Annotated in this window: 18 protein-coding genes, 1 tRNA gene and 1 rRNA gene; 8 read left to right on the top strand and 12 right to left on the bottom strand. The window is 46.4% G+C overall.

All coding sequences use genetic code 11. The annotated features are described in order from the left end of the window. A 5S ribosomal RNA gene (gene rrf / locus JM642_RS19005) occupies window positions 1-116 on the top strand. Between the two features lie 36 nt (window positions 117-152). Continuing rightward, window positions 153-229: transfer RNA gene (locus tag JM642_RS19000), tRNA-Asp, on the top strand. 673 nt (window positions 230-902) lie between these two features. Here the strand turns inward: JM642_RS19000 and JM642_RS18995 are convergent. Together JM642_RS18995 and JM642_RS18990 are read right to left on the bottom strand one after the other, a co-directional pair. Then, window positions 903-2,543, bottom strand: coding sequence for a hypothetical protein (locus JM642_RS18995; protein ID WP_203432358.1), 1,641 nt, complete (start codon window positions 2,541-2,543; stop codon window positions 903-905). 171 nt (window positions 2,544-2,714) lie between these two features. Next, on the bottom strand, window positions 2,715-3,935 hold the full coding sequence (locus tag JM642_RS18990) for a threonine/serine exporter family protein (RefSeq protein ID WP_037413798.1): 1,221 nt from the start codon (window positions 3,933-3,935) through the stop codon (window positions 2,715-2,717). Window positions 3,936-4,090: 155 nt separating this feature from the next. Here JM642_RS18990 and JM642_RS18985 point away from each other — a divergent pair, with 155 nt between their 5' ends. Both JM642_RS18985 and JM642_RS18980 read left to right on the top strand, forming a co-directional pair. Next, the gene (locus JM642_RS18985; protein WP_037413796.1) at window positions 4,091-4,489 is read left to right on the top strand and encodes an MAPEG family protein; all 399 of its coding nucleotides are present in this window, start codon (window positions 4,091-4,093) and stop codon (window positions 4,487-4,489) included. A gap of 211 nt (window positions 4,490-4,700) precedes the next feature. Next, window positions 4,701-7,046 carry a YgiQ family radical SAM protein gene (locus JM642_RS18980; protein WP_055647366.1) on the top strand — a complete coding sequence of 782 codons (2,346 nt, stop codon included), beginning with the start codon at window positions 4,701-4,703 and terminating at the stop codon, window positions 7,044-7,046. A 204-nt stretch (window positions 7,047-7,250) separates the two neighbouring features. Here JM642_RS18980 and JM642_RS18975 read toward each other — a convergent pair whose 3' ends face one another. The 3 genes from JM642_RS18975 to speF all read right to left on the bottom strand — a co-directional run bounded on the left by JM642_RS18975 (window position 7,251) and on the right by speF (window position 12,093). Next, window positions 7,251-8,405, bottom strand: coding sequence for a porin (locus tag JM642_RS18975; RefSeq protein ID WP_203433863.1), 1,155 nt, complete (start codon window positions 8,403-8,405; stop codon window positions 7,251-7,253). Window positions 8,406-8,526: 121 nt separating this feature from the next. Continuing rightward, window positions 8,527-9,846, bottom strand: coding sequence for a putrescine-ornithine antiporter (gene potE / locus JM642_RS18970; protein ID WP_037413789.1), 1,320 nt, complete (start codon window positions 9,844-9,846; stop codon window positions 8,527-8,529). Window positions 9,847-9,930: 84 nt separating this feature from the next. After that, window positions 9,931-12,093 (bottom strand): ornithine decarboxylase SpeF, encoded by a 2,163-nt coding sequence (gene speF, locus JM642_RS18965; protein WP_203432357.1) that lies wholly within the window; start codon window positions 12,091-12,093, stop codon window positions 9,931-9,933. Between the two features lie 900 nt (window positions 12,094-12,993). Here speF and JM642_RS18955 point away from each other — a divergent pair. Then, on the top strand, window positions 12,994-13,542 hold the full coding sequence (locus JM642_RS18955; RefSeq protein ID WP_047534161.1) for a YbhB/YbcL family Raf kinase inhibitor-like protein: 549 nt from the start codon (window positions 12,994-12,996) through the stop codon (window positions 13,540-13,542). A gap of 17 nt (window positions 13,543-13,559) precedes the next feature. Continuing rightward, window positions 13,560-14,318, top strand: coding sequence for an AraC family transcriptional regulator (locus JM642_RS18950; protein ID WP_037413785.1), 759 nt, complete (start codon window positions 13,560-13,562; stop codon window positions 14,316-14,318). A gap of 46 nt (window positions 14,319-14,364) precedes the next feature. Here the strand turns inward: JM642_RS18950 and JM642_RS18945 are convergent, their stop codons facing one another. The 7 genes from JM642_RS18945 to JM642_RS18915 form a co-directional block, all read right to left on the bottom strand. After that, entirely contained in the window at window positions 14,365-15,411 is a 1,047-nt protein-coding gene (locus JM642_RS18945; RefSeq protein WP_037431621.1) for a porin, read from the bottom strand. Window positions 15,412-15,568: 157 nt separating this feature from the next. Then, window positions 15,569-16,534, bottom strand: coding sequence for a formate dehydrogenase subunit gamma (locus JM642_RS18940; RefSeq protein WP_203432356.1), 966 nt, complete (start codon window positions 16,532-16,534; stop codon window positions 15,569-15,571). 9 nt (window positions 16,535-16,543) lie between these two features. Further along, complete coding sequence (locus JM642_RS18935; RefSeq protein WP_203432355.1) at window positions 16,544-17,176, bottom strand: molecular chaperone TorD family protein; 633 nt, start codon at window positions 17,174-17,176, stop codon at window positions 16,544-16,546. Continuing rightward, the gene (locus JM642_RS18930; protein ID WP_203432354.1) at window positions 17,173-17,721 is read right to left on the bottom strand and encodes a 4Fe-4S dicluster domain-containing protein; all 549 of its coding nucleotides are present in this window, start codon (window positions 17,719-17,721) and stop codon (window positions 17,173-17,175) included. The genes JM642_RS18935 and JM642_RS18930 overlap by 4 nt, the downstream gene beginning before the upstream one ends. A gap of 11 nt (window positions 17,722-17,732) precedes the next feature. Beyond that, entirely contained in the window at window positions 17,733-19,934 is a 2,202-nt protein-coding gene (locus JM642_RS18925) for a molybdopterin-dependent oxidoreductase (RefSeq protein WP_099458472.1), read from the bottom strand. Between the two features lie 111 nt (window positions 19,935-20,045). Continuing rightward, window positions 20,046-21,482: a disulfide bond formation protein B gene (locus tag JM642_RS18920; protein WP_203432353.1), complete on the bottom strand. Its 1,437-nt coding sequence runs from the start codon at window positions 21,480-21,482 to the stop codon at window positions 20,046-20,048. A gap of 210 nt (window positions 21,483-21,692) precedes the next feature. Beyond that, a complete protein-coding gene (locus JM642_RS18915; protein ID WP_144375660.1) occupies window positions 21,693-22,655 on the bottom strand; it encodes a LysR family transcriptional regulator in 963 nt (320 codons plus the stop codon). Between the two features lie 456 nt (window positions 22,656-23,111). Here JM642_RS18915 and JM642_RS18910 point away from each other — a divergent pair, with 456 nt between their 5' ends. Continuing rightward, window positions 23,112-23,462 carry a YkvA family protein gene (locus tag JM642_RS18910; protein WP_203432352.1) on the top strand — a complete coding sequence of 117 codons (351 nt, stop codon included), beginning with the start codon at window positions 23,112-23,114 and terminating at the stop codon, window positions 23,460-23,462. Between the two features lie 171 nt (window positions 23,463-23,633). Continuing rightward, window positions 23,634-25,031, top strand: a complete 1,398-nt coding sequence (locus JM642_RS18905; protein ID WP_203432351.1) for a hypothetical protein — start codon at window positions 23,634-23,636, stop codon at window positions 25,029-25,031. Window position 25,032: the final 1 nt, after the last annotated feature.

Raw genomic sequence — 25,032 nt, 5'->3', positions numbered from 1 at the left:
CTTGGTGACAATAGCATTGTGGTCCCACCTGATCCCATCCCGAACTCAGAAGTGAAACGCAATCGCGCCGATGGTAGTGTGGGGTCTCCCCATGTGAGAGTAGGTCATCGCCAAGCGCCTAATTTAGCTTAATGTGCAAACGTTAAGTTAAAGGAGCGGTAGTTCAGTTGGTTAGAATACCGGCCTGTCACGCCGGGGGTCGCGGGTTCGAGTCCCGTCCGCTCCGCCAACATTTCGATAAGCCCTAACAGCAATGTTAGGGCTTTTTCGTCTTTGGAATTTATCTATTTAAATTGTCGCGGAATCCTGTTCTGCAGCATTTATCCCTCTCATTTATGAGCGCATCACTGTGTGATGTACCATACCAATCGTATTCAATATCCGTTCATTTAGCGGAGAGCAAAGCACTTTAGGCAAGGTGAAGGCTTGAAGGCATGATGGGCTCTGCCAAAAGCCTCGAGCGCAGCATAAGCGCTTTACCATGCAGTGAACACCTGAGAGCCTCAAAGGCATCCTGCTTCCTGTGGGATTGACTTAAAATGGAATAACTCTTTCTGCGTTATGCGCCTCGGATTGAAATACCTGTAAGGCTATGAACTGATGAGATATTTGATGTGGCTGGTTTCAATGGCGAGCTAAATTTAGTGGTATCGGGACAGTGTCAGTGGTTTGCTTAAATGAACTTGAGAATGAAAATACTCGACTAAAAAGCGGTTAAAGGCTGAAGTAATAGCAGAGATGATAATCCAATTTTGTTGACCACTATAAATCCCCCTTTAGTGATTAGAAGAATATAGCCTACTTAAAAATCACTAAAAGTGAGCCATAGGGATCGCTCTTATCGGCCAGATTTAAACTGGTTTATAGCGTCTCTAAGGCTAATATTCTGTCAACTAAATAGCTTAAAAGCTTTGTTTGACTAAGAATCGCCATTCCCAACTGTTTACTGAATCGCCCCCCGTGTAAGGTACCGAAAAATCGATATGGGCGACGTTGCCGTAGCTGGATCTAGATGAATAAATCCGCGCGCCAATACCTATGCTACCGAGCGGGCCGTTGACTTCGTTATTGTCGGCTAAGGGGCCACCAGAGGCTTGGCCTACATCCGCAAAGACTGCCCAGCCGAGTTCGGCTAATTGGTATAAGTTGATATTCGGATAATTGCGGATTTCAGCGGTAAATAACCATTGGTTATCCCCTTGTTGATATTCGTTGGGATAACCTCGTACTCCAGTTTCATCCCCAAGTCCTTGAGTTAGATCGAGATAGGTATTATTGGACAGGCTTGCCCAAGCTTTGCCATAGGCAATCCATTTTGGATTGATTTGATAGAAGTATTCCGCTTGTACATTAGCCTGAAAAGTGTCTTTTTGCGTGGTGCCTAGAGTGCTGGTCGCGCCCATTTCCAGTAACCAAAGATGTTCATCAAATTTATAACCCCTACTGGTTTGCCATTTAAAGTGGTAACCCACTGGGTTATTGTCGCCGATATCATTGGTTTCAATACCGAGTTGGATATAGTGATGCCATCCTAAGTTAAAGTCTTCATTATTACGGATCAGGTGCACGTTGTTGAGTATCTGAAAATCATCTTGAACATATTCATAGGCAACCCAGGGATACATAAAGTCCCTATCTTGTGGTAACTCTGAGTTGGGATACACCTCTGAATTGGCAAACTCGTGTTTGTCTTGGGTAAAGCCAGCAATAAAGCGAGACAGATTGTCGTTGCTTCTATTGAGTAACCAACCATATTGCAAATTAAGGTAATCGACAGTGTGGGCAAACTCGTTCACCTCTTGCCCATTTTGTCTCAAAATATCGGTGCGGCTATCATCTAAAAACTCGGCCGAGTACATGGTCTCAGTATTCAATGAATAGAAAGGCTTGCTCACGTACACATGTTTAGCTTGGCCGTCACTATTATCATAAAATTCAGCGGCGACAATGCCGTGATCAATAAAACTCACGGGTGCCTCAAAGGCAAACTTATAGCCAGTGCGGGATTCGTTAGATTGATACTTTAAGCGGGTGCGAATGCCAGTACCTAGAAGGTTATCTTCTTTTACGCCAAAGGAATAACGAGTGTCACCTCCTGAGCTGCTAAAGCTGGCCGTTGGCAGTAGCGACCAGTTGTCCCAAGTTTCAATAATAATGGATTCATCTTCGAGGGGAGAATCCGTTTGGGGATCCTTCTCACTTGTATAAACTTTGGCATCACGAATATAGGGTTCGGCGCGTAGTAAACGTTGAGACTCATCGAGATCTTTTTGGGTGACCGTATCGTTTTCGCTAAAGGTAAGCTTATCGCGAACCACATATTCCTTGGTATTTATATGCAGATAGTTCGCCCAACGGTGGATAAAAAATGCATCGGGATCTGACTCGTCGAAGATAGGATTGCTTACAACGATGATCTTACTAACCTTTTTTGGGGCTTGATCCGAGGTGGTTTTGGGCGCAACCTCATCCGCTGTGGCTAGGTTGACTAGACCACAGAGGCAACAAGGTAGAATCGATGCATACAGGGTAAACTTCTGCATAAAACCACTCCCGTAAACTGGATGGCAACAGCTTAAGGTTCTGCTGCTTCACAATTTAATAACACACGGGATATGACGATTAGTCAAGTAAACATTTTAATAAGATTATGATTTTACATAAGGTTATTTTAAGAATAGGGCTGGAGTTGGCGCCAGCCCTGAGGATGAATGTTATAGCGTACGCCTTGGTGGTACTACGACGTTGGCAAAAATCAGTCCGGCGATAAGCGACATAAAGATCAAAAAGATCTGCGAGCCAATATGGGATTGGTTAAGCATAGTTTCGCCGGAGATCAGCGCGTTCAGCCCTATGTAGGTTTTACTGCCGGGTACTAAGATCACAATGCCTTGCAGCAATGCAATTGAGGCGGGAGCCTTCATCCAACGGGCATAAAGATTGGAGTAAACTCCTACGGCTAGGGCACCAAAAAAGATCCCCACCGAATCCCCAAAAAAGTGCCCACCTAACATGGCGGAGAAAAATGCGACAATTCCCGCTAGAACGCCCCAAGGCGAATCTTGCATCCGTGCTTTAAAGATGAACACCAGCGCCATAGAAAGGATGGGCACCGCCGACCAAATCGCCCAGCGAGGCAATCCTTCCGGTTCGATATAAATGGCCTCACCGAAGAAGGCTTTACCAATTGCCATCCCCAAAACTGCACCAAAATATAGCTTAAACAACAGCATACTGGCGTCCATGATCCGCGCTGTGCCCGAAATCAAATCGCGTGCCGCCAGCTCAGCAAGCCCCAAGGTTAAGGCTAAACCGGGAATAAAGATGATGATCGAGGAGAGGATCACCACCGGAATATTAATATTAGGGTCGATGCGGGCAATGGCGCAGGCGGCAATGGCGCAAACAATCGTCGCGAATGGCTCTAACACTTCTGCCATGCGAGTCGAGCGCTCGGCGCGGTATACAAAGCCATAGACTAGCAAGCCTAACAAACCAGACCAAAAAACATCGTTCCACCCTGTGCCCATCAACATGGCAAATGCCGCTGCTGAGGTGCCGAAGGAAAAACAAGTTAGTGCTGGGCCGTAGGGGTTGGGTTTGTTGGCAATTTCCTCTAGCCTGTCTAAGGCTTCGGTGAGCGTGCGTTTACCTGAGGTGAGTTCATCCACCAGTTCATCGGTGCGGGCGAGAGAACCTAAATCCAACTCGCCGGGTTTTACCCGCGCAACATGGTTATATTCTTGATCGGTATCGTGTTGTAATACGAAGGTCATGGAGGTCGGCGAGATTAAAAAATAACCTTCGATTCCGAGCGTCCGAGAAACGGTTTGTAAATGGGTTTCAAGACGGTAAGCGGGTGTGCCAAACTTATGCAAAGCCTTACCTAGCTTAATGATAAATTTACGCTTTTCGAGAAACTGTTCGTTATCCAATCGGGCTATTCGCTGTATAAAAAGTTGTAAGAGATTGCGTGCGCATATTAACCTATCTCGTCACTAAAAGGTTAATGGCTTTTAACCTTAATACAAATAAATTGCTGAATTTTTGCGGTGTATACCGCGCTTATGTTAATTAAAAGGGAGTTGCTATGCCATTAATCGTAACAGGGTTTTACGCCAGCTTGACTGGGTTGTTAATCATTGCTTTAGCGTATCGAGTGGTGAAATTAAGACGAAGCCAAAAAATCGGTCTCGGTGACGGCGGTAACGATGCTTTAGCACTGGCGAACAGGGTGCACGCAAATCTAATTGAGAATGCGCCCATCGTATTGATTTTAATGCTAGTGGCCGAGGCGGGTGGCTTAGCGCATTTCTATTTGCACTGCTTTGGTACTGTATGGATTGTAGCGCGTTTACTCCATGCTATTGGCTTAACTCAAGGCAAAGGCGGTTATCATTTCGGCCGTTTTTGGGGCGTGTTGCTCACTTGGTTGGTGACTATCAGCCTAGCCCTAGTCAACTTAGTGCATTTTTCCCAAAGTCTGTAACTGCTGGGATAGGTAATGGCCGTCTAAGCCATATCCTTAGCCACTTTAGGGGTATTAAGCGCATTGGCGTAAATACCCCGAAAAACACCTCGGCTGCTGTTTTTTTAATCGCACTTATCCCTGTTTGCCTGCTATACTCCGCGTCCCTAAATCGGTGCGGCTTGCTTTTGTCTGCACCTTTGTTTGACATTACGTTTTTGGGTCAAAATCGATGCAAGTTGAATCCACACTGTTTAGCCATCCCAAGTATTGGGCCGAATGTTTTGGCACAGCGCCTTTCTTACCTATGTCCCGCAAGGAGATGGAGAAATTAGGCTGGGACAGCTGTGACATTATTATCGTCACTGGCGATGCCTATGTGGATCATCCTAGTTTTGGTATGGCGGTGATTGGCCGTATGTTAGAAGCCCAAGGCTACCGCGTCGGGATTATTGCCCAGCCCGATTGGTCGAGCAAAGATGCCTTTATGCAGCTTGGTCGCCCGAATTTGTTTTTTGGTGTCACCGCCGGCAATATGGATTCGATGATCAACCGTTATACCGCCGATCGCCGAATTCGCAGCGATGATGCCTATACTCCTGGCGATGTCGGCGGTAAGCGCCCCGACCGCGCTGTGACGGTTTATACCCAACGTTGTAAAGAAGCTTACAAAGATGTGCCTGTCATTATCGGCGGCATCGAAGCGAGTCTGCGCCGTATTGCGCACTACGATTATTGGTCGGATAAAGTCCGCCGCAGCGTGATTTTTGATGCCAAGGCCGACATTTTAATGTACGGCAACGCCGAGCGTCCGCTGGCCGAAGTGGCGCGTCGTTTAGCGGCGGGCGAAGCGATTGCGGATATCCAAGATGTGCGCGGTACTGCCGTTATCCGTAAAGAGCCTATGCCCGAGTGGCGTGGGATGGATTCTCGCAAGATAGATCAACTACATAAGATCGATCCTATTCCGAACCCCTATGGCGCCGACGATGTGGGCTGTGCCAATTTATCTGGCCCATCGGATGTTAAAATTTTCGATAACGATGCGCCAAAGCCTATCAGTGTGCAGCCGCCACGCCCTAAGCCATGGGATAAAACTTATGTGCTGCTGCCTGCCTTTGAAAAGGTGTCTGAAGACAAATATTTATACGCCCATGCTTCGCGGATTTTGCACCAAGAGCAAAACCCTGGTTGTGCGCGGGCCTTGTTCCAGCCCCACGGTGACCGTGGCGTGTGGGTGAACCCGCCAGCTTGGCCACTCAATACCGACGAAATGGATGCCGTGTTCGATTTACCCTATAAACGGGTGCCGCATCCTGCCTACGGTAAGGAGAAAATCCCTGCCTATGACATGATCAAAACCTCGATCAACATCATGCGTGGTTGTTTTGGCGGCTGTTCATTCTGCTCGATTACCGAGCACGAAGGCCGGATTATCCAGAGCCGTTCGCAAGAATCGATTATCAAAGAAATCAAAGATATTCAGGATAAGGTTCCCGGTTTTACTGGGGTGATTTCTGACTTAGGTGGCCCCACTGCCAACATGTATCGCCTCGGTTGTACCAGTGAAAAAGCGGAGAAAACCTGTCGCCGTTTATCCTGTGTGTATCCATCGATTTGCGGCCATTTAGGCACAGATCATAAACATACTATCGACTTGTACCGCGCCGCTCGTGCTGTGCCCGGCATTAAGAAAATCTTGATTGCTTCGGGTGTGCGTTACGACTTAGCGATTGAAGATCCTGCTTATGTCAAAGAGTTGGTCCAGCACCATGTGGGCGGCTATTTAAAAATCGCCCCTGAGCATACCGAAGAAGGGCCGCTCAGCAAGATGATGAAACCCGGCATGGGCGCCTACGATAAGTTTAAAGAGCTGTTCGATAAGTTTTCTAAGGAAGCGGGTAAAGAGCAGTTCCTGATCCCTTATTTTATTTCGGCGCATCCCGGCACAACCGACGAGGATATGCTCAACCTCGCACTCTGGTTGAAGGAGCGTAAGTTTAAGCTCGACCAAGTGCAAAACTTCTATCCATCGCCAATGGCCAATGCGACGACCATTTATCACACTGAGTTGAACTCGCTGAAAAACGTCAAGCACACCAGTGAGGTGGTGCCAGTGCCGAAGAAGGGCCGCCAACGCCGCCTGCATAAGGCGCTGCTGCGTTACCACGACCCAGCAGGTTGGCCAATTATCCGTGAAGGCTTGATTGCCATGGGGCGTGAAGATTTGATTGGCAACAGCCCGAATCACCTCGTGCCGCCAGAAGGGCGCAACGAACGTGGCCCTAAATGGATGAAGGATGCCAACCAAGGGCAAAAAGCCCTGACACGCTTCTCGGGTAATCAGTTTGATGAGCGTAAAGGCAAAGGCGATGCCAAGGGCAAACCGAGCGCAAGCAAGCCTAAGGGACCCAAGTCTGGGGCGAATGCAACGCAAGGTCAGCAGCCTAAGAGCAGCCGTCCGGGAGCTAAGGCTCCTTTTGGTCAGTCGGGCTTTAAGGGAAAATCAGAGCAGGGTAAAGCTGGCCACCAAGGCCGCGGAAACAAAGCCTCTTCAGGCCGTCAGCACGCCAAGTAACGGTGAAAAAAATGCCACTCCAGTAAACCTATTTGGAGTGGCGCAGAGATGATGGTAAACCAGCGGTACCATCCAATGAGTGTGTGGCGAGCGTTTGTAGACGGAACGTGCGCCGCACCTCAGTCTCAAATGGGCTCACGGATATGAGGAACGTGAGCCACTATCCCTCAATGTACGGGAGAGCCTGATGAAGACTTTCCATTCCTAAAAGAAGTAGTTAATCCCTACCGCAAAGCCATTATCTTCCTGCGCTTCGAGTGCTGGATCATCCATGTTGCTGAAATCTAACTTCATTTCGGCAAACATCACAGTGTCGTTACTGTAACGGTAGTGCAGGCCAAGCATGGCGAATTGGCGGGTCCATTTGCCTTGGATGGGCGTACTGGCATCTGTGTCTAAGTCCAAATAGCTGAGGACAATCATAGGCACAAAGCCATTATCGAATTGATAGGCCGTCATCAGCTCAGCGCCAGTAGCGTCGTAGAGTTCGCCGCCGACTAGCTCATTGTTCTTACTCTGATGGGCGTTAAAGCCGACGTAGAGACCGCTGGCTTCGCGGTTATCGGCGTAGTGATAGTAATCACCATACATGGCGCCGATACCGACGATTTCGTTGGTTTCATCGACTTGAGTGTTACCTAGGTGGCCTTCAAAGTCGCCACGGTTAAAGCCGGCTAGCAGTTTAAATTTATCGGTGAGTGAGTAGGTCAGGCTGGCACCGTAACTGCTGTCGAAATTGAGCTCAGAGTTAGTCATTTCGCTGCCGTCGTCGTTTTTTAAGGTGACATCACCATTGGTTTTGGCGGCGTATTGTAGGGCGATTTGCATTGGGCCAAAGCTATTACGGTAGATAAACGCGGAGTCGGCACGGCCAGTTCCGGTTAAACCGCCATCGCTAAAGGCATAGGCACCGACACTATATCCGGCGAAGACGTTCGGTAAGTCCGTTGTGCCTGCAACATCGTAGTAAGCGCCCCATTGCTTACCAAAGCTGAGGCTACCCCATTCATCGTGTGACATACCGACATAACCTAAGCGGTTGTAGAGGAAGTCTTCGGTTTTTTCGGCGGCCAATTTGCCACCTTGCATCACTAAACTGTCATCGCTAGACACCATGTTGATGCCCCATTCCGTGGTGGCAAAGGCGGTCCAGCCATTTCTCTCGCTGCGTTCAAAGCTAAATCGTACTCGGGAGGAGTCATCGATTACTGAGGTATCGTGGCTGTCGTTGAGTGCCGCGAATCCTAACCAACCGCTTAAATCTAATGAGTTTTTTTGATCGTTATAAAGTTCAATCGCTTGGCTGCTGGTGGCCACCAACAGCATAGGTAGCATTAACGCGATGCAGGTTTTTTTCATCATTCCACCTAAATTAGGCAAGTTTTGTCTGGGGACCTTAGGCTCTGCGGCTTAAGGTCCCTAATGACGTATTGCTGTTAAGTTTCTTATGTATTAAATGAGACTCGCAGGGGCATTGTGCTCACGCTGCTTTAATCCCAACGCTTGGGGTTTTGTTGGAGATCACCCCGTAGATAGTCCAGCCGAAGAAGGTCGCGATAGCGCCTAACATCACAGCTGTTTCACCAGAACTATAGAGGGCGTAAAAGCTATACAGAGCACCGATAATCGCAATCACGTTGGCGACACGGGCTTTGTTCGCTGGCACCTTGAGTTGTTTTTGCATCACACCTAGCGCTGCCATCGACAGGATATAAGGCACAATGTTAGTTACCACCGCAAGGTTAACGAGCGCTTCAAACTGTTTGCTCAGTGATGGGCTGATAGTCATCAAAGACAGCAGGGTTTGAATCGAAACGATGATGGTCATCCCCCAAATTGGCGCATCTGCTTTGCTGACTTTAGCGAACACTTTAGGGAAGAAACCTTCATCGGCAGAGGCTTTAAACACTTGCGCGATAGTGAACTGCCAACCGAGCAATGAACCTGTACAGGAGATAATGGCGCAGGCCATTACGATTTTACCCACAACAGGGTTAAACATTTGCGCGAAGGCTAAACCAAAAGGTGCGTTTGAATTAGCAAGTTCGGCGTTAGGCACAATCCCAGCTATCACGTTGGTGGAAACGATATAGATAAGCGCCGCTCCTAAGGTTCCGCCCATTACGGCGATAGGAACGTTTTTCTCTGGGTTATCAACGGCCTCTGAGTTAGCACAAGCCGATTCTAAGCCAAGGAATGCCCATAAGGTCATCGCGATAGAACCGCCTAAGGCTTTGAAGAACGGCATATCATGTGGGTTCCATGCGCCTTTATAGAGGTCGATGTCGAACCAGAACCAACCGACTAACGACACGCCAATCACTGGCAGAATAATCCCCCATACGGTCACGCTGCTCACGCGACCCGTAATGCGAGCACCACCAAAGTTTGCGACTGTGGCTAACCAAAGCACGCCAATGGTGGCAAGACAGATAGCCATTGGGCTTAAGTTCACTTCGAGTAGCACCGCGGCATAACCCACGGCGGAGATAGCGATGGCGACGTTAGCGATAAGTAGCGAAACCGCATAGGTGTAGTTCGCCATAAAGTTACCGCTGCGGCCAAAGGCATATTCGGCATAACCGCCCATACCACCGGTTTTTTTACTGAACATACCGCATTTTGCAAACGCAAAAGCCAGCGCGGTTGAGCCTGCGGCGGTCACAAGCCAAGAAAGCACAGAGATAGTACCGACTTGGGCTAATTGGGTGGGCAGCATGATAATCCCAGAGCCCATCATATTGACTATGGTGATAATCGTTAATTGGACAACGCCAATTTTATTTTCTGATTTACTCATAATAATGACCTAATAATGTAATTCATTATAGAAGGTTGAAATTGACTGTAGAGCGGGGTTAATTAACTCTACAGTCAGATTCAATTATTTATTTAATACATAACCTAAGGCTTGGATTTTTCCGTCTGGGGTGCTTTCGAGGTAAACACCTTGTAATTCTGGAGAGAATCCGGGTAATAAGTTGATGCCTTCTTCGAGAGCTAAAAAATAGCGTTGTACTGCGCCACCCCATATTTCACCTGGCACCATACATAGCACCCCTGGTGGATATGGCAGGGCGCCTTCTGCGGCAATTCGCCCTTCGATTTGCGACAGTGGCACTAATTCGACATTGCCACGAATAAACTCGAGGTTAGCTTCCTGCGGGTCCATCACTTTGGTTGGGAAGTGAGCATGGCGGAACATTTCTTTTTGCAGTTGTTTTACGTCATGGCTGACATAAAGGTTGTGCATTTCTTGGCAGAGTTGGCGAATGGTGTAGTCTTTATAACGGGCTTTATTGGCGTTATAGACGTTAGGTAATACTTCAGATAATGGCGCATCTTCATCGACTAATTTCTCAAAGCGAGATATTTGCGACACTAAGTGCTGCATCTTTGCCATATCTTCCGCAGGCGTCATCAGGAATAAAATCGAATTTAAGTCGCACTTCTCGGGAATAATATTATTTTCACGTAAGAAGTTAGCCAAAATCGTCGCGGGAATACCAAACTCAGTATATTTACCGGTTTCGGCATCAATACCTGGTGTGGTTAATAGGAACTTACAGGGGTCAACGAAATATTGGCCTTTTTCATAGCCCTCGAAGGAGTGCCATTTTTGTCCTGGTTCAAACTCGAAGAAACGTAAATCATCGGCCATTTGCTCGGTTGGATAATCCTGCCATTGGCGGCCATCGATCATGCTTGGGATAAATGGTTTGATATATTTACATTTTTTGAGCAGTAACTTACGGGCTTCAATCCCTGCTTTGACGGCTTCACGCCACAGATATCGACCGCTAGCGCCTTCGTGCATCTTAGCGTTCACATCTAATGCGGCAAACAGCGGATAGAAGGGGCTGGTAGAGGCATGCATCATAAAGGCGTTGTTGAAACGTTTATGGTTACAATATCTGGCTTGGCCTTTGATATGTTTATCTTTTTTATGGATTTGCGAGGTTTGTGAGAAACCGGCCTGTTGTTTGTGTACTGACTGAGTCACGATAATACCGGGATCTTCAGGTGTCAGTTCTAGCAGCAGTGGTGAGCAGTCATTCATCATAGGAATAAACTGTTCATAGCCCACCCAAGCCGAGTCAAACAGGATGTAGTCACATAGATGGCCAATACGATCAACTACTTGGCGAGCATTGTAGATGGTGCCGTCGTAGGTACCGAGTTGGATAATCGCTAAACGGAACGGGCGTTTTTCATCGGCACGCTCTGGTGCAACTTCGCGAATTTGTTCCCTTAAATAAGCTTCTTTGAAGCAGTGGGCGTCGATACCGCCAATAAAACCGAAGGGGTTACGGGCAGTTTCTAAGTAAATCGGTGTTGCGCCCGCTTGAATTAACGCGCCATGATGGTTGGATTTGTGGTTATTACGGTCGAATAATACCAAGTCACCCTTCGCTAGCAGTGCGTTGGTCGCCACTTTGTTTGAAGAAGAAGTGCCGTTAAGCACAAAGTAGGTTTTATCGGCGTTAAATACCTTCGCCGCGTATTTTTGTGCATCCAGCGGTGCACCTTCGTGGATTAATAGATCGCCGAGTTTAACGTCGGCATTACACATATCTGAGCGGAAAATGGTTTCGCCAAAGAAATCGAAAAATTGGCGACCCACAGGATGTTTACGGAAAAATTGACCACCCTGATGGCCTGGACAGGCAAAGGTGGAGTTACCCATTTCCACGTATTTTTTCAGTGTGCCAAAGAAAGGTGGTAGTAGGGCTTGCTCATATTTTTGGACGGCGGTTTCGACCTGTTTTCCATAGAAATCGGTATTGCTACCGCAGAGTTCAAATACCCCGGTAATCGAGGAGCAAATATCATCTGGGAAGGTTTCTTCACAGCAAACGGATACGAAAATAGGCAGTTTTAATCCGGTATTTTTAATTTTTTCAACAATACCATTTTTAACATCATCAACAGAAACTACAGCCGCGCCCACATCGCAAAAATCTGTGGTTAATACATTGACAACTTCTCTGTCTATTTCAAAACATGATCTAACAGATAAGCTGGCGGCAACTTTTAATGATTTCATCGTTAATTTCCCTTTTACTTTAAAAAGTTTTGGATACAACTTGGCCTATACCTAATTAAAAATATTAATGGTATTAAATTAGATATGGCTATTCCGTGTGCAGATATGATGAAGCTATAAGTCGTCCAAGAATAAATAGATAGATTTATTCAAAATGAATGACTTAGCCGCAGCGTTACTGCACGAGCAAAAGAATGCTTTGATTTAGGTGCGAGATAATAAACCTGAAAAAAAACAGTACGATAAGTGTATGCGCTTACGAGGGCAATACCACTTTAGACCTGTTAATTGGTCTACTACCTACGCGAAGATTAGCGAAGGAAGATAAATGAATGGTCGAAGTAATCACGTTGGCTAGGCATCATGATATGTCTAGTACGTCGAATATGTGCCATGATTTTAGATTTCCTCTTCATATACAACTCCATTATGAAATTCGAGAAAATTATTAATTCGTTTTATTACGGCATGGAGTTTATCTAGGTGTTGCCAATAAAAATATGATCGGTGTCTTATTTTTAATTAACTGTAATTATTTATTGCAATAAGTTTTATCTGTGTAATTACAGTCAATCATCCTTAAGTATCATTATCTAAATAACGAAAGTAAATATTGTCAGTTTATTTTTAAAATTAAAAATGCATAAATTTATAAATAATAAATATCTAATTACGCGCAAACTACAGTATTAATTTGCTTGGTAATTTATAGAGTACGCCATCCCTGCATAAAAATGCAGATTAAGTCTTTACAAAATCACTTGAGTGCTTAAATATGACAAAAAGTCGAGACTTTTTCTCAATTTTGAGCATTTAGGGAAGAAAATTGGCGTTTTGAGGCAGGTTTGCCACTTAAGACTGACGTAAATTAGCGGTGTTACGTATCAATTGGAGATTGTGATGAAGCATTTACATAAGTGGATAGTCGGAATTGGATTATTTACCGCAGTATTAGGGTCGGTGCAGGCCATGACCTTATCGAGCAAAGATATTAGTGAAGGTCAGCAATTATCTAATCAATTTGTTTTTAATGGGTTTGGCTGTACAGGCGCAAATATTTCGCCCCAACTTGCTTGGCGCGATGCCCCTGAAGGCACGAAAGCCTATGCGGTGACGGCGTATGATCCCGATGCACCGACGGGCAGCGGCTGGTGGCATTGGGCAGTTTATAATATTGGTGGCGATCAACAGCAATTAGCGCAAGGTGCGGGTTCTAAAGCCAATGCATTACCTAAAGGGGCGATTGCGCTAAAGAACGATTTTGGCACCACCGACTTTGGTGGCGCCTGTCCACCACAGGGGCATGGCATGCACCGATATGAATTTACAGTGTGGGCGCTACCGTCGCCATTAGAGTTACCTAAGGATGCCTCACCCGCGCTGTTAGGCTTTATGCTCAATGCACAAGCTTTAGGGCACGCTAAGCTGACCGCAGTGTATCACCGCTGATATTACAGGGCTGATGTATGATCCGCATGTTTGAATACGACTCGAAACAGGCGCAGTCACTCTCACGGGTGCCTGTGCATCAGCCCTCGATTATTAGAGTGATCCAAGGGGAAAAGTCGTTGCTTTGGCAAGATGATACCCTCGCCGTGAATGCGGAACAGCTATTATTGTTACCCGCCGGAAGCCATATCAGTTTCGTCAATCGGCCGATGAGCGGACGTTACCGAGCGGTGCAACTCGTCTTGCCCTATGAGTTGCCCTCAGGCGTTACGCTGGCGGCAACCGATAGGATGATGCCAAAGCCTACACAAACGATCTCACGCTCGGTCGATTTTGCCTGGAATGCGTTACTGCATAGCCTGACCTTGGCGCTGCCCACATCGGTGCAGATGCATTATTTAGCCGCATTATTGTTAAGTTTGCCGCAGCAAAGTAGTGTGAATTGGCTTTATGGGCATAAGCAATCGAGTGTCACCCAAGCCGTATTGGCAATACTGAGTCAACATCCTTCGGCCCCATGGCAGCAAGAGGAAATCGCCGACAAGTTGCATATGAGCAGTGCCAGTTTAAGACGTAAACTGGCGCAGGAAGACACAAGCTTTAGGCAATTACTTGCCGAAGTGCGCTTGTGCCAGGGTTTAGCACTATTGCAAAACTCTAGCGATTCAGTTTTACAAGTCGCATTGTCTTGCGGGTACTTGTCAGCAGAAAAATTTTCGGCACGCTTTAAACAAACCTTCGGCCTAACACCCGCCGCGTATCGCCGTACCTTATGAGCAATCTGCGCAGTTGAGAGGAGTGCCATCCTTGGCTGGGTTTGGGTTAACCTTTCCAGTTTAAATCGAAGTCGTAGCGAACCCCGATAGCGATACTGTTATCTGTATCTCGGTTGTCATTGTCTTGATATAAGTATTCTGCATGTAGGCGCACATTGGCGCTGGGATTCCACTCTATTGTGGTATTAACGCCTTGATAGTTAAGACTGCTTGAGTCGTTTATCCCATCGTCGAATCGGAAGTAACCCAGCTTAAGCTTATAGTCCTGGCCGAGTGGAAGGGCGAGTGCACTATCGAGGCTATAGCCCTCTCGGTCTTCGCCTTGATTGAGTTGGTAGTCCTTATATTGATAGGCAACGGCAAGATAGACACCATTGGTAAAGCTATAAGCCATTGCAAAGCCAGTAGTATTTTCTTTGCCAGTATTAAGATTGGACTCGAAAGTATCCTGCTCTAGGTAACTTAGGCCTAGGTGCAACTGCTGCCAGTCGAAGCCAAGCCCTGCGTTCAGCATATCGGCACCACTGTTGGCCTCTTCGCTCTTAAATTGCGCGGAACCCATAAGGGTAAAATAGCCGATTTTTGTTTGATAGAGCGCGAGATTATCCGTAAAGAAAGGACTCTCCTGATTGTAGGCGAAAGGCGAGTTGGCATTATTGAAGATGTCAGTATATTCGGCGACTAGGCTATATTGTACGGGGCGTTGACGGCCGAGAGTGAATTGTCCCCAAGGAGAGCTTACGCCCGCAAAAGCTAAGCGTGCATCACCAAAGCTACCATCACCGTTCAGGTTTATTTTCCATTCCCCCTGTGCCAGCAATGCCCAGCCGGGAGCGAATTCAGTTTTACCCTTAATTCCTATACGTGAGAGCGCATCTCCAACATCCCAATCGTCGCTCAAACGACTATCGCTGTAGACTAGCGTCGGTCTCAGTGAGCCGTAGAGGCTAAGTTCGGTATTTTGCAGTTGAGTTGTTTGTTGCTGTTCTAAGTGTTGTAGGCGGCGATCGAGTTGTTCCCAATCACGATTTTCTGCGGCCATAGTGGCAAAAGGCAGCGTGAGACCGAGTAGCAGTAGTGAGGTTTTATTCATAATTTTCCCCTTATTTTAGGGTGTAACGGGTTTTTAAGATGCAACTAGCCCTGACCTTAAAGATCGCGGACATGGGTGTGGGTGATTCCCCCCGAATGGGGGGGATACTGGCGTTATTGACTCACTTGGAGTTGCAGTGACCCCGAGTCGTCAGCTTTTACTTGCTTTTAGGTAACTTCTGGAACCAGAGATTGTGGTGTTGCTTAGCCCAGTTCTCATCGCATTTCCCTGTGAGCATGCATTCCATACCGCCTTCAGAAATCACTGTTGCCATATAGATATGTACGACGGTAAATGCCCCTAGCACGAAAGCGCTCACGAGATGCAGGATTAAGGCGAGATTGGCGCCATCTTTGGTTGCGACCAAGCTTGGGAACATCAAGACCACACCGGAGCCAATCATCAGAGCGCCAAACAGGGCAAAACACCAGAACCAGAGTTTTTCGCCTGCGTTAGCAAAGCCTGCATCAGGGTGCTTACCTTTGAACGAGCCGAAGTTGAGGTAGCCGCCGAGCGTCTTAAACCAACCTAAGTCGCAGGCTTCAGGGAGTTGTTTGTTGGCCCATTTCACCACCATTACTAACCAACCTAATATAAAGGGAAAGGCCATAAGGTTATGAATGGCTACAGAGCTACCGATAAAACCGATCCAACGTTCTGCTCCCATATTCGGTTCTAACCAAAAACGGCCTGCGATCATCGCTAGTCCGGTGCCGATCAGCAGTAGGCAAGCAATTGCGCCTATCCAGTGGAACAATATATCCATTCCACTCCAGCGGTTGACTTTATGGCCAGAGAAACCTTGAGTCAGTTTTGCCTTGCCATTGATTAAAACAAACAGGGCTAAGACGAAAAACATCCCAAAGAAACTGTAGGTCAGTAGATCGGCCCACCAAGTCGCAGGAGCGAGCGTTTCGAGATAGCCTTGATTGACTTGGGCCAAGGGCGCAGGAAACTCAGGCTGTAGTGGCATTCCACGAAGTTCAGGAATATCCCCTTGAACGGCGATTTCCTGTATGGGTTGCCATTGTTGAGGTTGGGGCATTAACGTTTCGCTCGCCAGTAGCGGTAAGCTGTAAATGCCAGCAGTAAGACTAGTGATAACAGTGATTAATCTTTTCATATTATATCCTTAAGCATCGAGTCGAGGCTTTTCAGATGGGGCATGGGCCCCTGCAATATTTAATCTGTTCGCCAAAAAGTCGGCTAGTGCCTTGGCATAGCAGTCCCAAAACTTGAGCTGAGCATGGCGTGACATTCCGTCTGTGAAATATTCAAACCAAGTACCGAGATGTTGTTGTAAAAAACACTGTGCCATCTGGTTCAACTCATTGGCTATTGTGGGGTTGGTATTGCTATGGTGATGGCGTAGGGCTTCGGCACAGAAGAGAAACTCCATTTCATTGCCAATATAATCAGCAGGTTCATTGAGTTTGTTATCTATTACTAGGCCTAGTTTTTGGTAAAACTTGGCCACAGTACTGGTGTTGTCGGTGTTGAGTTGCCTTCCCCCATCGCGATACACAGACTCATAGGGGGGCACTAACAAGCGTGTCGGTCCTATACACATGCGGTTATAGTCACATTCGAGCTCTATCGGCTCAGTAAACCATTTACGAGCCTCCTGCAACAGCATGGGATATTGCTGGTTATGCTCTAACCAAGTGATCAGCAGTTGCAGGGTCTCGGGAGACGAAGGGGTGAACAACATTCCCTTGAACGCCTGATAACCTGCCGCTACTGGACCAAAATCCGTTGATGTCATAGCCGCTCCTTAACAATGACCATGTTAGGTTTGGTGACGCAGTTACCGTAACCAATCCCTTGCTTAGAGACTGAAGGTTTTTGAGCGAGTAACTGATTGATACGGTCGGTATCGAGACATTTTACGGGGCAGCCATCGACGCACGCAGGCTTAAGACCTTGGTCGATCAGTTCAATGCACATATTGCATTTAGCGGCTTTACCATCAGTTTTAAGCATGACGACGGCATCGTAAGGGCAGGCACTGACACACAGGCCACAACCTGTGCACTTGTCGCGGTTGAGTACGACGAGCCCGTCACTGCGTACTGTATATGCTTGGGCAGGGCAAGCAATTAAGCAGGCTGGATTACCACAGTGCATACAGGAGTGGCTTAGCCATACGTCTATTGCACCGTCATCGCACGGCACTTCGTATCTGTCGACTTTACGAAAGCGTACGTCTTCTGGGAGTTCATTGTGGATTTGGCAGGCAATAGTGCAGGCTTGGCAGCCAACACAGTTTTCTTGTCTGAAGACGAATCCGAGTTGATGTTTATTTTCCATGGGGTTCTCCATCAGGCTTTAGCCAAAGACACGCGGGTTGAATGGTAGGCAGAGCAACCACCCATGTCGGTCAATCTGTCTGTCGTCAATGAGTTAGTGCAACCCTCAGTGCCGTTAGGATTGAGTCTGAGCCAATTACATTTAGGGCTCATCAAGGTCCCTTGAGGTACGCCAGTGGTTATCATGGCGACAAACTTGGCCTCACCGCGGTGATTACTGAGTTGAACTCTGTCGTTGTTTTTGATGCCGTAGGTTTTTGCATCTTCAGGATTGATTTTTACGTAGTAGGCGGGAATGGCACGAATGTATTTTACATTGTAGAAGGAGCTATTGACCCGCTGTGGAACACCTGATGAGAGTAGGCGGAAGGGAAGTGCTTTTTCTTTGGCTTCCATCTCATCTTCGGGTAAACCCCAATCGAGTACAGGGTGAAAACCTGCATCGGCCATGAGCTGAGAACTAAATTCAATCTTGCCACTTGGCGTATCGTATTTACCATCGGCGAGTACAGGCTGGGGAATGTCTAACTTGATGTATTTTTCCTTCATCAACCGCTCGTAACTGACGCCTTTATAGTAAGGCGAATCGGTCGTTAACAGCTCGCGAATGATGTCATCATTACTGGCTTTGAAGGCGGGGTCTTCAAATCCCATGGCTTGGCCTAATTCACGGAAGAAGGTCCAGTTGCATTTAGACTCTCCCAGCGGTTCAATGACTTTCTGACAGACCTGCACATAGTAGCCATGGTAGTCGCCGACGATATCATCGGTTTCAAATTGGCTGGCCGCAGGCAGGATAATATCGCAGTATTGCAGTGAGTCGGTCATGACCATGTCATGGCCGACCACAAACAGATCTTCCCGTTTCATCCCTTCGATAACGGCATTGGTATCCGGTGCCACAACGACAGGGTTACCGTTATAGATAATCATGCCGTGAATCGGTTTACTCGGTTTGTCATGGCTGGTGGGATGTGTAGGATGAAGCGCCTTGGCAAGCTCCGTCATATTAATCCGCTGCGCATCAGGATTGGAGCGCATATATTTACCGCTCGCTTGATACTGATTCAGTCCGCCACCTGCATGAACGTTATCGTAGATTAACCCGTTACCACGCTTACCAAAGTTCCCTGTAACGGCGAGCAACATAGCCACAGCGCGGGACATGCGGGCACCGTTAAAGTTACGTTGGAAACCATAGCCCATACGCAACATGGTTTTTTCGTTTTCGCCTAGCACCTTGGCAAATTCAAACATTTTTGCCCGAGGAACCCCTGTGATCTTCTCTATTTCGTCGTAACTGATCTCGTTCAAGCGTTGCAATAAGGCGTCGTAGCCAATGGTTTGCTCTGCGATAAACTTATGATCGACAAGATCTTTCTCTACAAGATATTTCATTATGCCCGCGCAGAGTTGCACATCTGTGCTGGGGCGAGGTTGTAGGTAAATATCTGCCTGTGAACATAAAGGGGTTCGCTGTGGATTGACGGCTAACAGCTTGGTGCCGCGGTCACGGGCTTGGTTAATCAGTTTGATAGCAATAGTGTTAGAAACAACTTCATCATGTCCCCAGGTGAGGTACACATCGCTGAGTAAGATATCCTCAGGATCTGGGCCGAGGAAGGTGCCATACAAGGATTCGAGCCCATCATAGGCGGCATAGGTACAGACTTTACGTTCAAGAATAGAGGAGCCGATACGGTTCCAGAAACGCTCACCGGAAGCGGACATACCAATGGCGCCATAATTACCAGAATAGCTATAGGGAAGAATGGCCTCTGAACCGTGCTCTGCAATGATCTGTTTGAAACGGCTAGATATTTTACTGTAGGCTTCATCCCAACTAATACGGCGCCATTTACCTTCTCCTTTGTTACCAACACGCTCCATTGGATGTAGGATCCGGTCGGCGGCATAGGTATACTGAACGTAGCTTTGACCTTTCAAGCAGGGAGCTAAACCTGTTTTAGCTTGTTCTTCTGCCCCGGATACATAGGTCATGCGACCATCTTGCACTCTAAACTTAAGTAAACATCGGGCTGCACAGTTGCGTAAACAACTATGATAAACAACATCTCCATTTCGTTTTGCCAATAGACCTGTATTGGCGCCTTGTTGCTTGGCATGTGCTATGCCGGGGGTTAAGCCTGACAGGGAGGACAGCACAGCGCTTGCTGCAGCTCCTTGTAAAAACGTGCGTCTATCGATTTTCATCGTCATCACCCACCATGATTTGAACCTTAGGTTCGTTTTGATTATTGGCTTTGTGCCTTTTATATCGCCGGGGAACCGGCATGCCCCGAGAGAATCCCAGGGCGAAATTACTTACATCACATAGGTTTGCAGTTGGTTTTGCCCATTGATCAGGCTGATGGTCAACAGTTTGCCATCCTGTACTAACAGTCCTTGCGGATTGTTCGTGCCAGCCAGTTTGGCCATAGGTGTTACTTCGCCAGTAAGCAGATTGAGCTTAAGTACCTCGCTGCCGTCATTGTTGAGGACCCAAGCTTGCTCGCCTTGAATGCTGATGCCTGTTACTTGAGGTAGTGCAGGGAGTCCTTGCAAATTTGATTCGGCAGAGAGCGTCATATCTGTGCGGTCAAAGCGTGATAACACTAAGTGTTCGTTGAGTGCATCGCGGGTCGTCACTGTGACAAATTGTGCGAGTGTGCTGCTGTAACCCAATGCCAAGCTGTAGCTGGTTTTAGCGCGTACTGTGCTGAACTGGCCGCGAGCGGTTTCACCTATGCCATCGCTACTTTGGTTGAAGCGGCGATAGTTCATTTCCCAGTTTTGTGTTGGATCGAGAGTTAATTCCGCCCAAGCTTTATTGAAGCCCATCACCAGCAAGCTGTTGGCGGAAGTAAAGGCAACCCCATGAAGCGTTTCAATATGCAGCATATACATGCCATCAATCTGCGCTTTACTGAGAATTTGCATTTTCTTATCAAGGATATAGACCCAATTATCTGTTGTCGTTAGGGCATAAATCTCTGCGTCAGCTTGATAGTCAATGGCAGTCACACGTCCACTTATCTCCGATGGCAGCACTTGTTCAGCGACTAATTTCGCTCTATGAGCCTTAGCAAATAGCGGTTCTGTTGGTTGCCAAGTCTCAATATCAGGATTATCAATGGCGTAAGCACCGCGAGCATTAGGTGCATAAGTTGGCCAGTGGTCGAGTTCCCAACTCATGTATTGAGGATTAAAAGAGACTCGGCCAGGGCTATCTTGACCTACGAAGGGAAGGGGGCCCGTTTGCGTAAAGGCTTGGACAATATTGCCACTGATCACGACTAGGAATATCCCACAGGCAACCTTAGGAAGCGTATCGAGTGGTTGCTTGCCGTAGCCGTTATTCGGGAACTTATTGCCAAGTGTGAGCATGAGTAATGCCACCACAATAAGCACGACGACAAACACGAATAACGCCCAAGTATAGGTATGAGCTCCCATGATTTTCAGTGAAAAACCTTGGCCAATATCACTGCCTAAATTGATCGAGGTATGAACTGAGGCCATAAAGGCACCATATATTCCAAGCCAAACTAACGCGGCGATATATTTAGGTTTTAGGCCAAAGCGAACGATATAGAGGGCTGTTAGCGCCACTAAGATCATGGCTGTACGTTCTTGCCAGCAGAAAGCACAAGGGTTATCTAAATAAATAAATCCGAAAATAAAACAAGCAATACCAACGGGTAATGCCATGATAATAATAGAAGCAAATGAAGCTAGCTTGTTAAATAAATGCTCTTTCATGGTAGCCCTTTAGTAATTGCCGATAGGAAGTAAAATGCCCCAAGACATCATTATCCAAATGAAGAAACTTAAACCAATGCAACCAAATAATAATTTGTCTGCGAGCGACTCTTTTTCTGGTTTTTTTAACACCAGATAAGCGGCAAATGCCGTGATGCAAAAAAGTGTGAACTCCATTAACTACCTCTTTATTGACGTGTGACTTATCTCTTAATTAGCTGAGGCTAATCGCCATTCTCTCTCTAATCCATAAACGAGTTTTGATTTAACCCAGTTGAATGCTGGTGAGTTATTTATATTTCCATAGAGAATGTAATTTCCAACTGCTCTTTGTTCACTGCGGATTTCTTTAATATCGTTAATCATTTCATCTGTTAATCTTCGATAATTAACCGAGGGAATCATGTCGACAAATTGACGAGTAAATTGATTACAACTTAACGTGATGCTGTTAGATTGAGCGAGCAGTTGCATGGCGGTTGCTACACTGTCTGTATAACCCGCCACATCCATTTGTAATCCATTGTCACGACAAAGGTTAACCAATAGCGGACAACTGAGATCGTTATAGTTATCAATCTCTAACAGTGGATAGTTTGATAGTTGTTCCAATGACATTTCACCCTCAAGAATGGGGTGATTATGATTGGCTAAGATGTAGATATCTCCAGTTTCGGAGAAGATTTCATTATTGAGTCGACTATCATCGAAGCCTTCGTACACAACAACAAAATCAATATCACCAGTTATTAACTCATTGTTGCAATCGTGACTTAAGCTACGGACATCGAATCTAATATTGGGTGCTTCAGGTTGAATATAGTTTGAGATCACTTTATGAACAGCATAAACAAACTCGTCATAGGCGCGTATTACAAAATGACCACCTGACTCACTAGGAGTAAAAACAGAATGTTGACGTTCGAGTAGTTGATATTGTTCAACAAGATACTTGGCGTGCGGAATGAGCTCTTCTAACTTTTTAGTTGGAATTAATCCATGTGATTTACGAATGAATAGTGAGTCCATGAATATATCGCGTAGTGCATTTAATGTACGCGTGACGTTACAGTTTGATAGACCAAGTTCTGTGGCGGCTATATTGGCTTGACCATTTTTATAAACGGAAAGTAATACTCTAAGCTGAAGGTAATTAAGATTATCTATTTTCATTTTGGTAAGTTCTTGGCTTTATTTTCATATCACTATGAGCTCTTTGTAGGCTTGTTGCCAAGATTAATATGGCATTATGTTCTGGTTAATTCTGTTATTTATGAGTTTCATCCTGTTTTTAAGTGATTGAAATAACCTTATTTCTGATGGTGAAATTTAATTTTTCTGGGTTTTATGAGTGAATGTGTGAATGAGTTCAGGAATAAAGTTGAAAGATATGTCGAGATAAAAAATTGTGACATTCGTACTTGTGTTGTCTATTGGTGTGTCGTAGGAGGATGGGTTAGGCTAAATAACCATCGATATAAAAGCGTGATTTCAGAACGAATGCTTGCTTTATTCTTAAGCAAAAGTGTGGTTACTTATCCTTAATGCTAGAGGTTTGCTAATTTAGAAAAGTCGCTATGAGTTGCAGTATTCGTATCGCATTTAGGGCTCACTTAACAGGAGGTATTTATGGCAGAAGAGCAATTCACTGAAACTGGTTTTTGGAACAAAATCAAAATGTTTGGTCGCCAGGCTGGGCGTGAGGTGGTTGAGCGTGCTTTGTGGCTTTACTATGCTGCGCAAAAGCCTAATACACCTACGTGGGCCAAGTCGGTAATTTTTGGGGCCTTGGCGTATTTTATCTCGCCTTTAGATGCGATTCCCGATTTAACGCCGTTAGTCGGTTTTACTGATGATTTAGGGGCGTTAGCGGCGGCGTTGACTATGGTAACGCTTTATATTGATGATGAGGTTAAATCACTGGCTGCGGCTAAGTTAGCGTTGTGGTTTGGCGATGAGCCGACAACGCCTAAATACTGATATCTCTGAGCATTAAACCTTAAAAATATGATTTTATTAGTGGTTAATGAAGATGAGTTGGCTTAGTTTTTTGAGGGTAAAAAAATTTTCTGTTAAACGTTTCACTATTACGCAATTGCGCTATATGCTAGCGCTGTTTTGTGAACCCATTGTGTGTGTTTAGGCAAATAAATGAAAAATATTATGGTGGTGATCCTGTGGTTGATAGGAGTCTCTGCCGCCACTCCCGTGTTCGCCGATAAGGCCTCGCCAGAACAACTCGCTCGTCTGTACCTCGATTTTATGGCTCAAACTAGTCGTCAGAGTGAAACTCTGTGGCCGGGATTTCGTCTCGACGATAAAGTCCACCTCTTCAGCTATGCGGGCAGTGTTTGGTTACGTCAGCCCGGTGGTGAGATTATTAAAGACAACAGTGTGTTAGAGTCAGTTAACCTTCACTCTGGTCTATCAGTTAATTTTGGTTTTCCTCAGTATCAAGGGGTGGCTGGTGTGCTGATCCAGCTCGAGCCTCCCACGATTCAATTTGATAGTACGACAAAAACTGCCGATTTGCCTTTCGTGATTTGGGCTGGCAATAGCGTGCATGAGGCGTTTCATTTTTACGCTCAATCCGAGTGGCGTGTATTAGAGGACGCTCGCCGCTATGAAGGGGAGGTCTACCCGCTTAATTTTGATGCGCGCTATTACCGTCTTCAGTTATTCAACTCGCTCATGTCAGCCTTAAAACAGCCCGAGCAACAAGCATTGTACTTAGGCCATGCGGCTTACTGGTTGCAGGCATGGCGTCAAACGGCGCCTAACGAAGATAAAGTCAGTTATGTGAGTGATTTAGTCGAAGGCAGTGCAAAATACGTTGAGTTGATTGCGGACGCGCGCTTCCTGAGCCAAAACCAAACCTATCTCGGTTATCAACAGATACTGCTGCAATATGTGCAGGATTATTATCAACAGCAGCAAATGCTTGGCGGTTGGACGGCCGAAGCTGAGAATATCGGCGCACTTGCGGGAATACTGTTAGATAGCACCCAAGATGCCTATGTGTGGAAAGAGTCAGTGATGTCGGGCATGTTGCCTGTGGATTTACTACTGGGTCGCATTAAGCCGATTACTCCACCGGTTGGGCAAAATAGTGCACAGAAGAAACGTCTGCAAGATATGCTGGCTTACTATCCGTCGACTGATCAAAAATTGGCTCAGCTATTGCGAGATGTGCAGGACCCCAAGGTGCCACTATTGGTCATGCCGAGCGTAAGCGATAGCAGTAGTTTTATGGATGTGGGGGAAGTTCGTTCCGGGTTTTATGTTGTGCCTTATCAAGAGGAAATGACTCAGGCTTATTTAGGGATGAGTGTGCAATTTAGTAACTTAAATGTCAGTGGTAGCCCCTTGTTGGATGTGCCTTTGCAAAATTATTGTGAGGGCATTGAAGCCGCAACTCTGTTACCTTTGGGGTTTACCTTCCAACGCGAAGGTCAGTATCTGGTGTTTAATGAGCCGGAAATCCACGGAACAATAAGGGTTTCTGCAAGTGTTGTTGAGGGAAGAACCCTCTACTGTGCGATGAATTAAT

The organism is Shewanella sp. LZH-2 (assembly GCF_016859145.1).
GTDB lineage: Bacteria > Pseudomonadota > Gammaproteobacteria > Enterobacterales > Shewanellaceae > Shewanella > Shewanella xiamenensis.
This window is presented reverse-complemented; position numbering and strand designations above follow the sequence as displayed.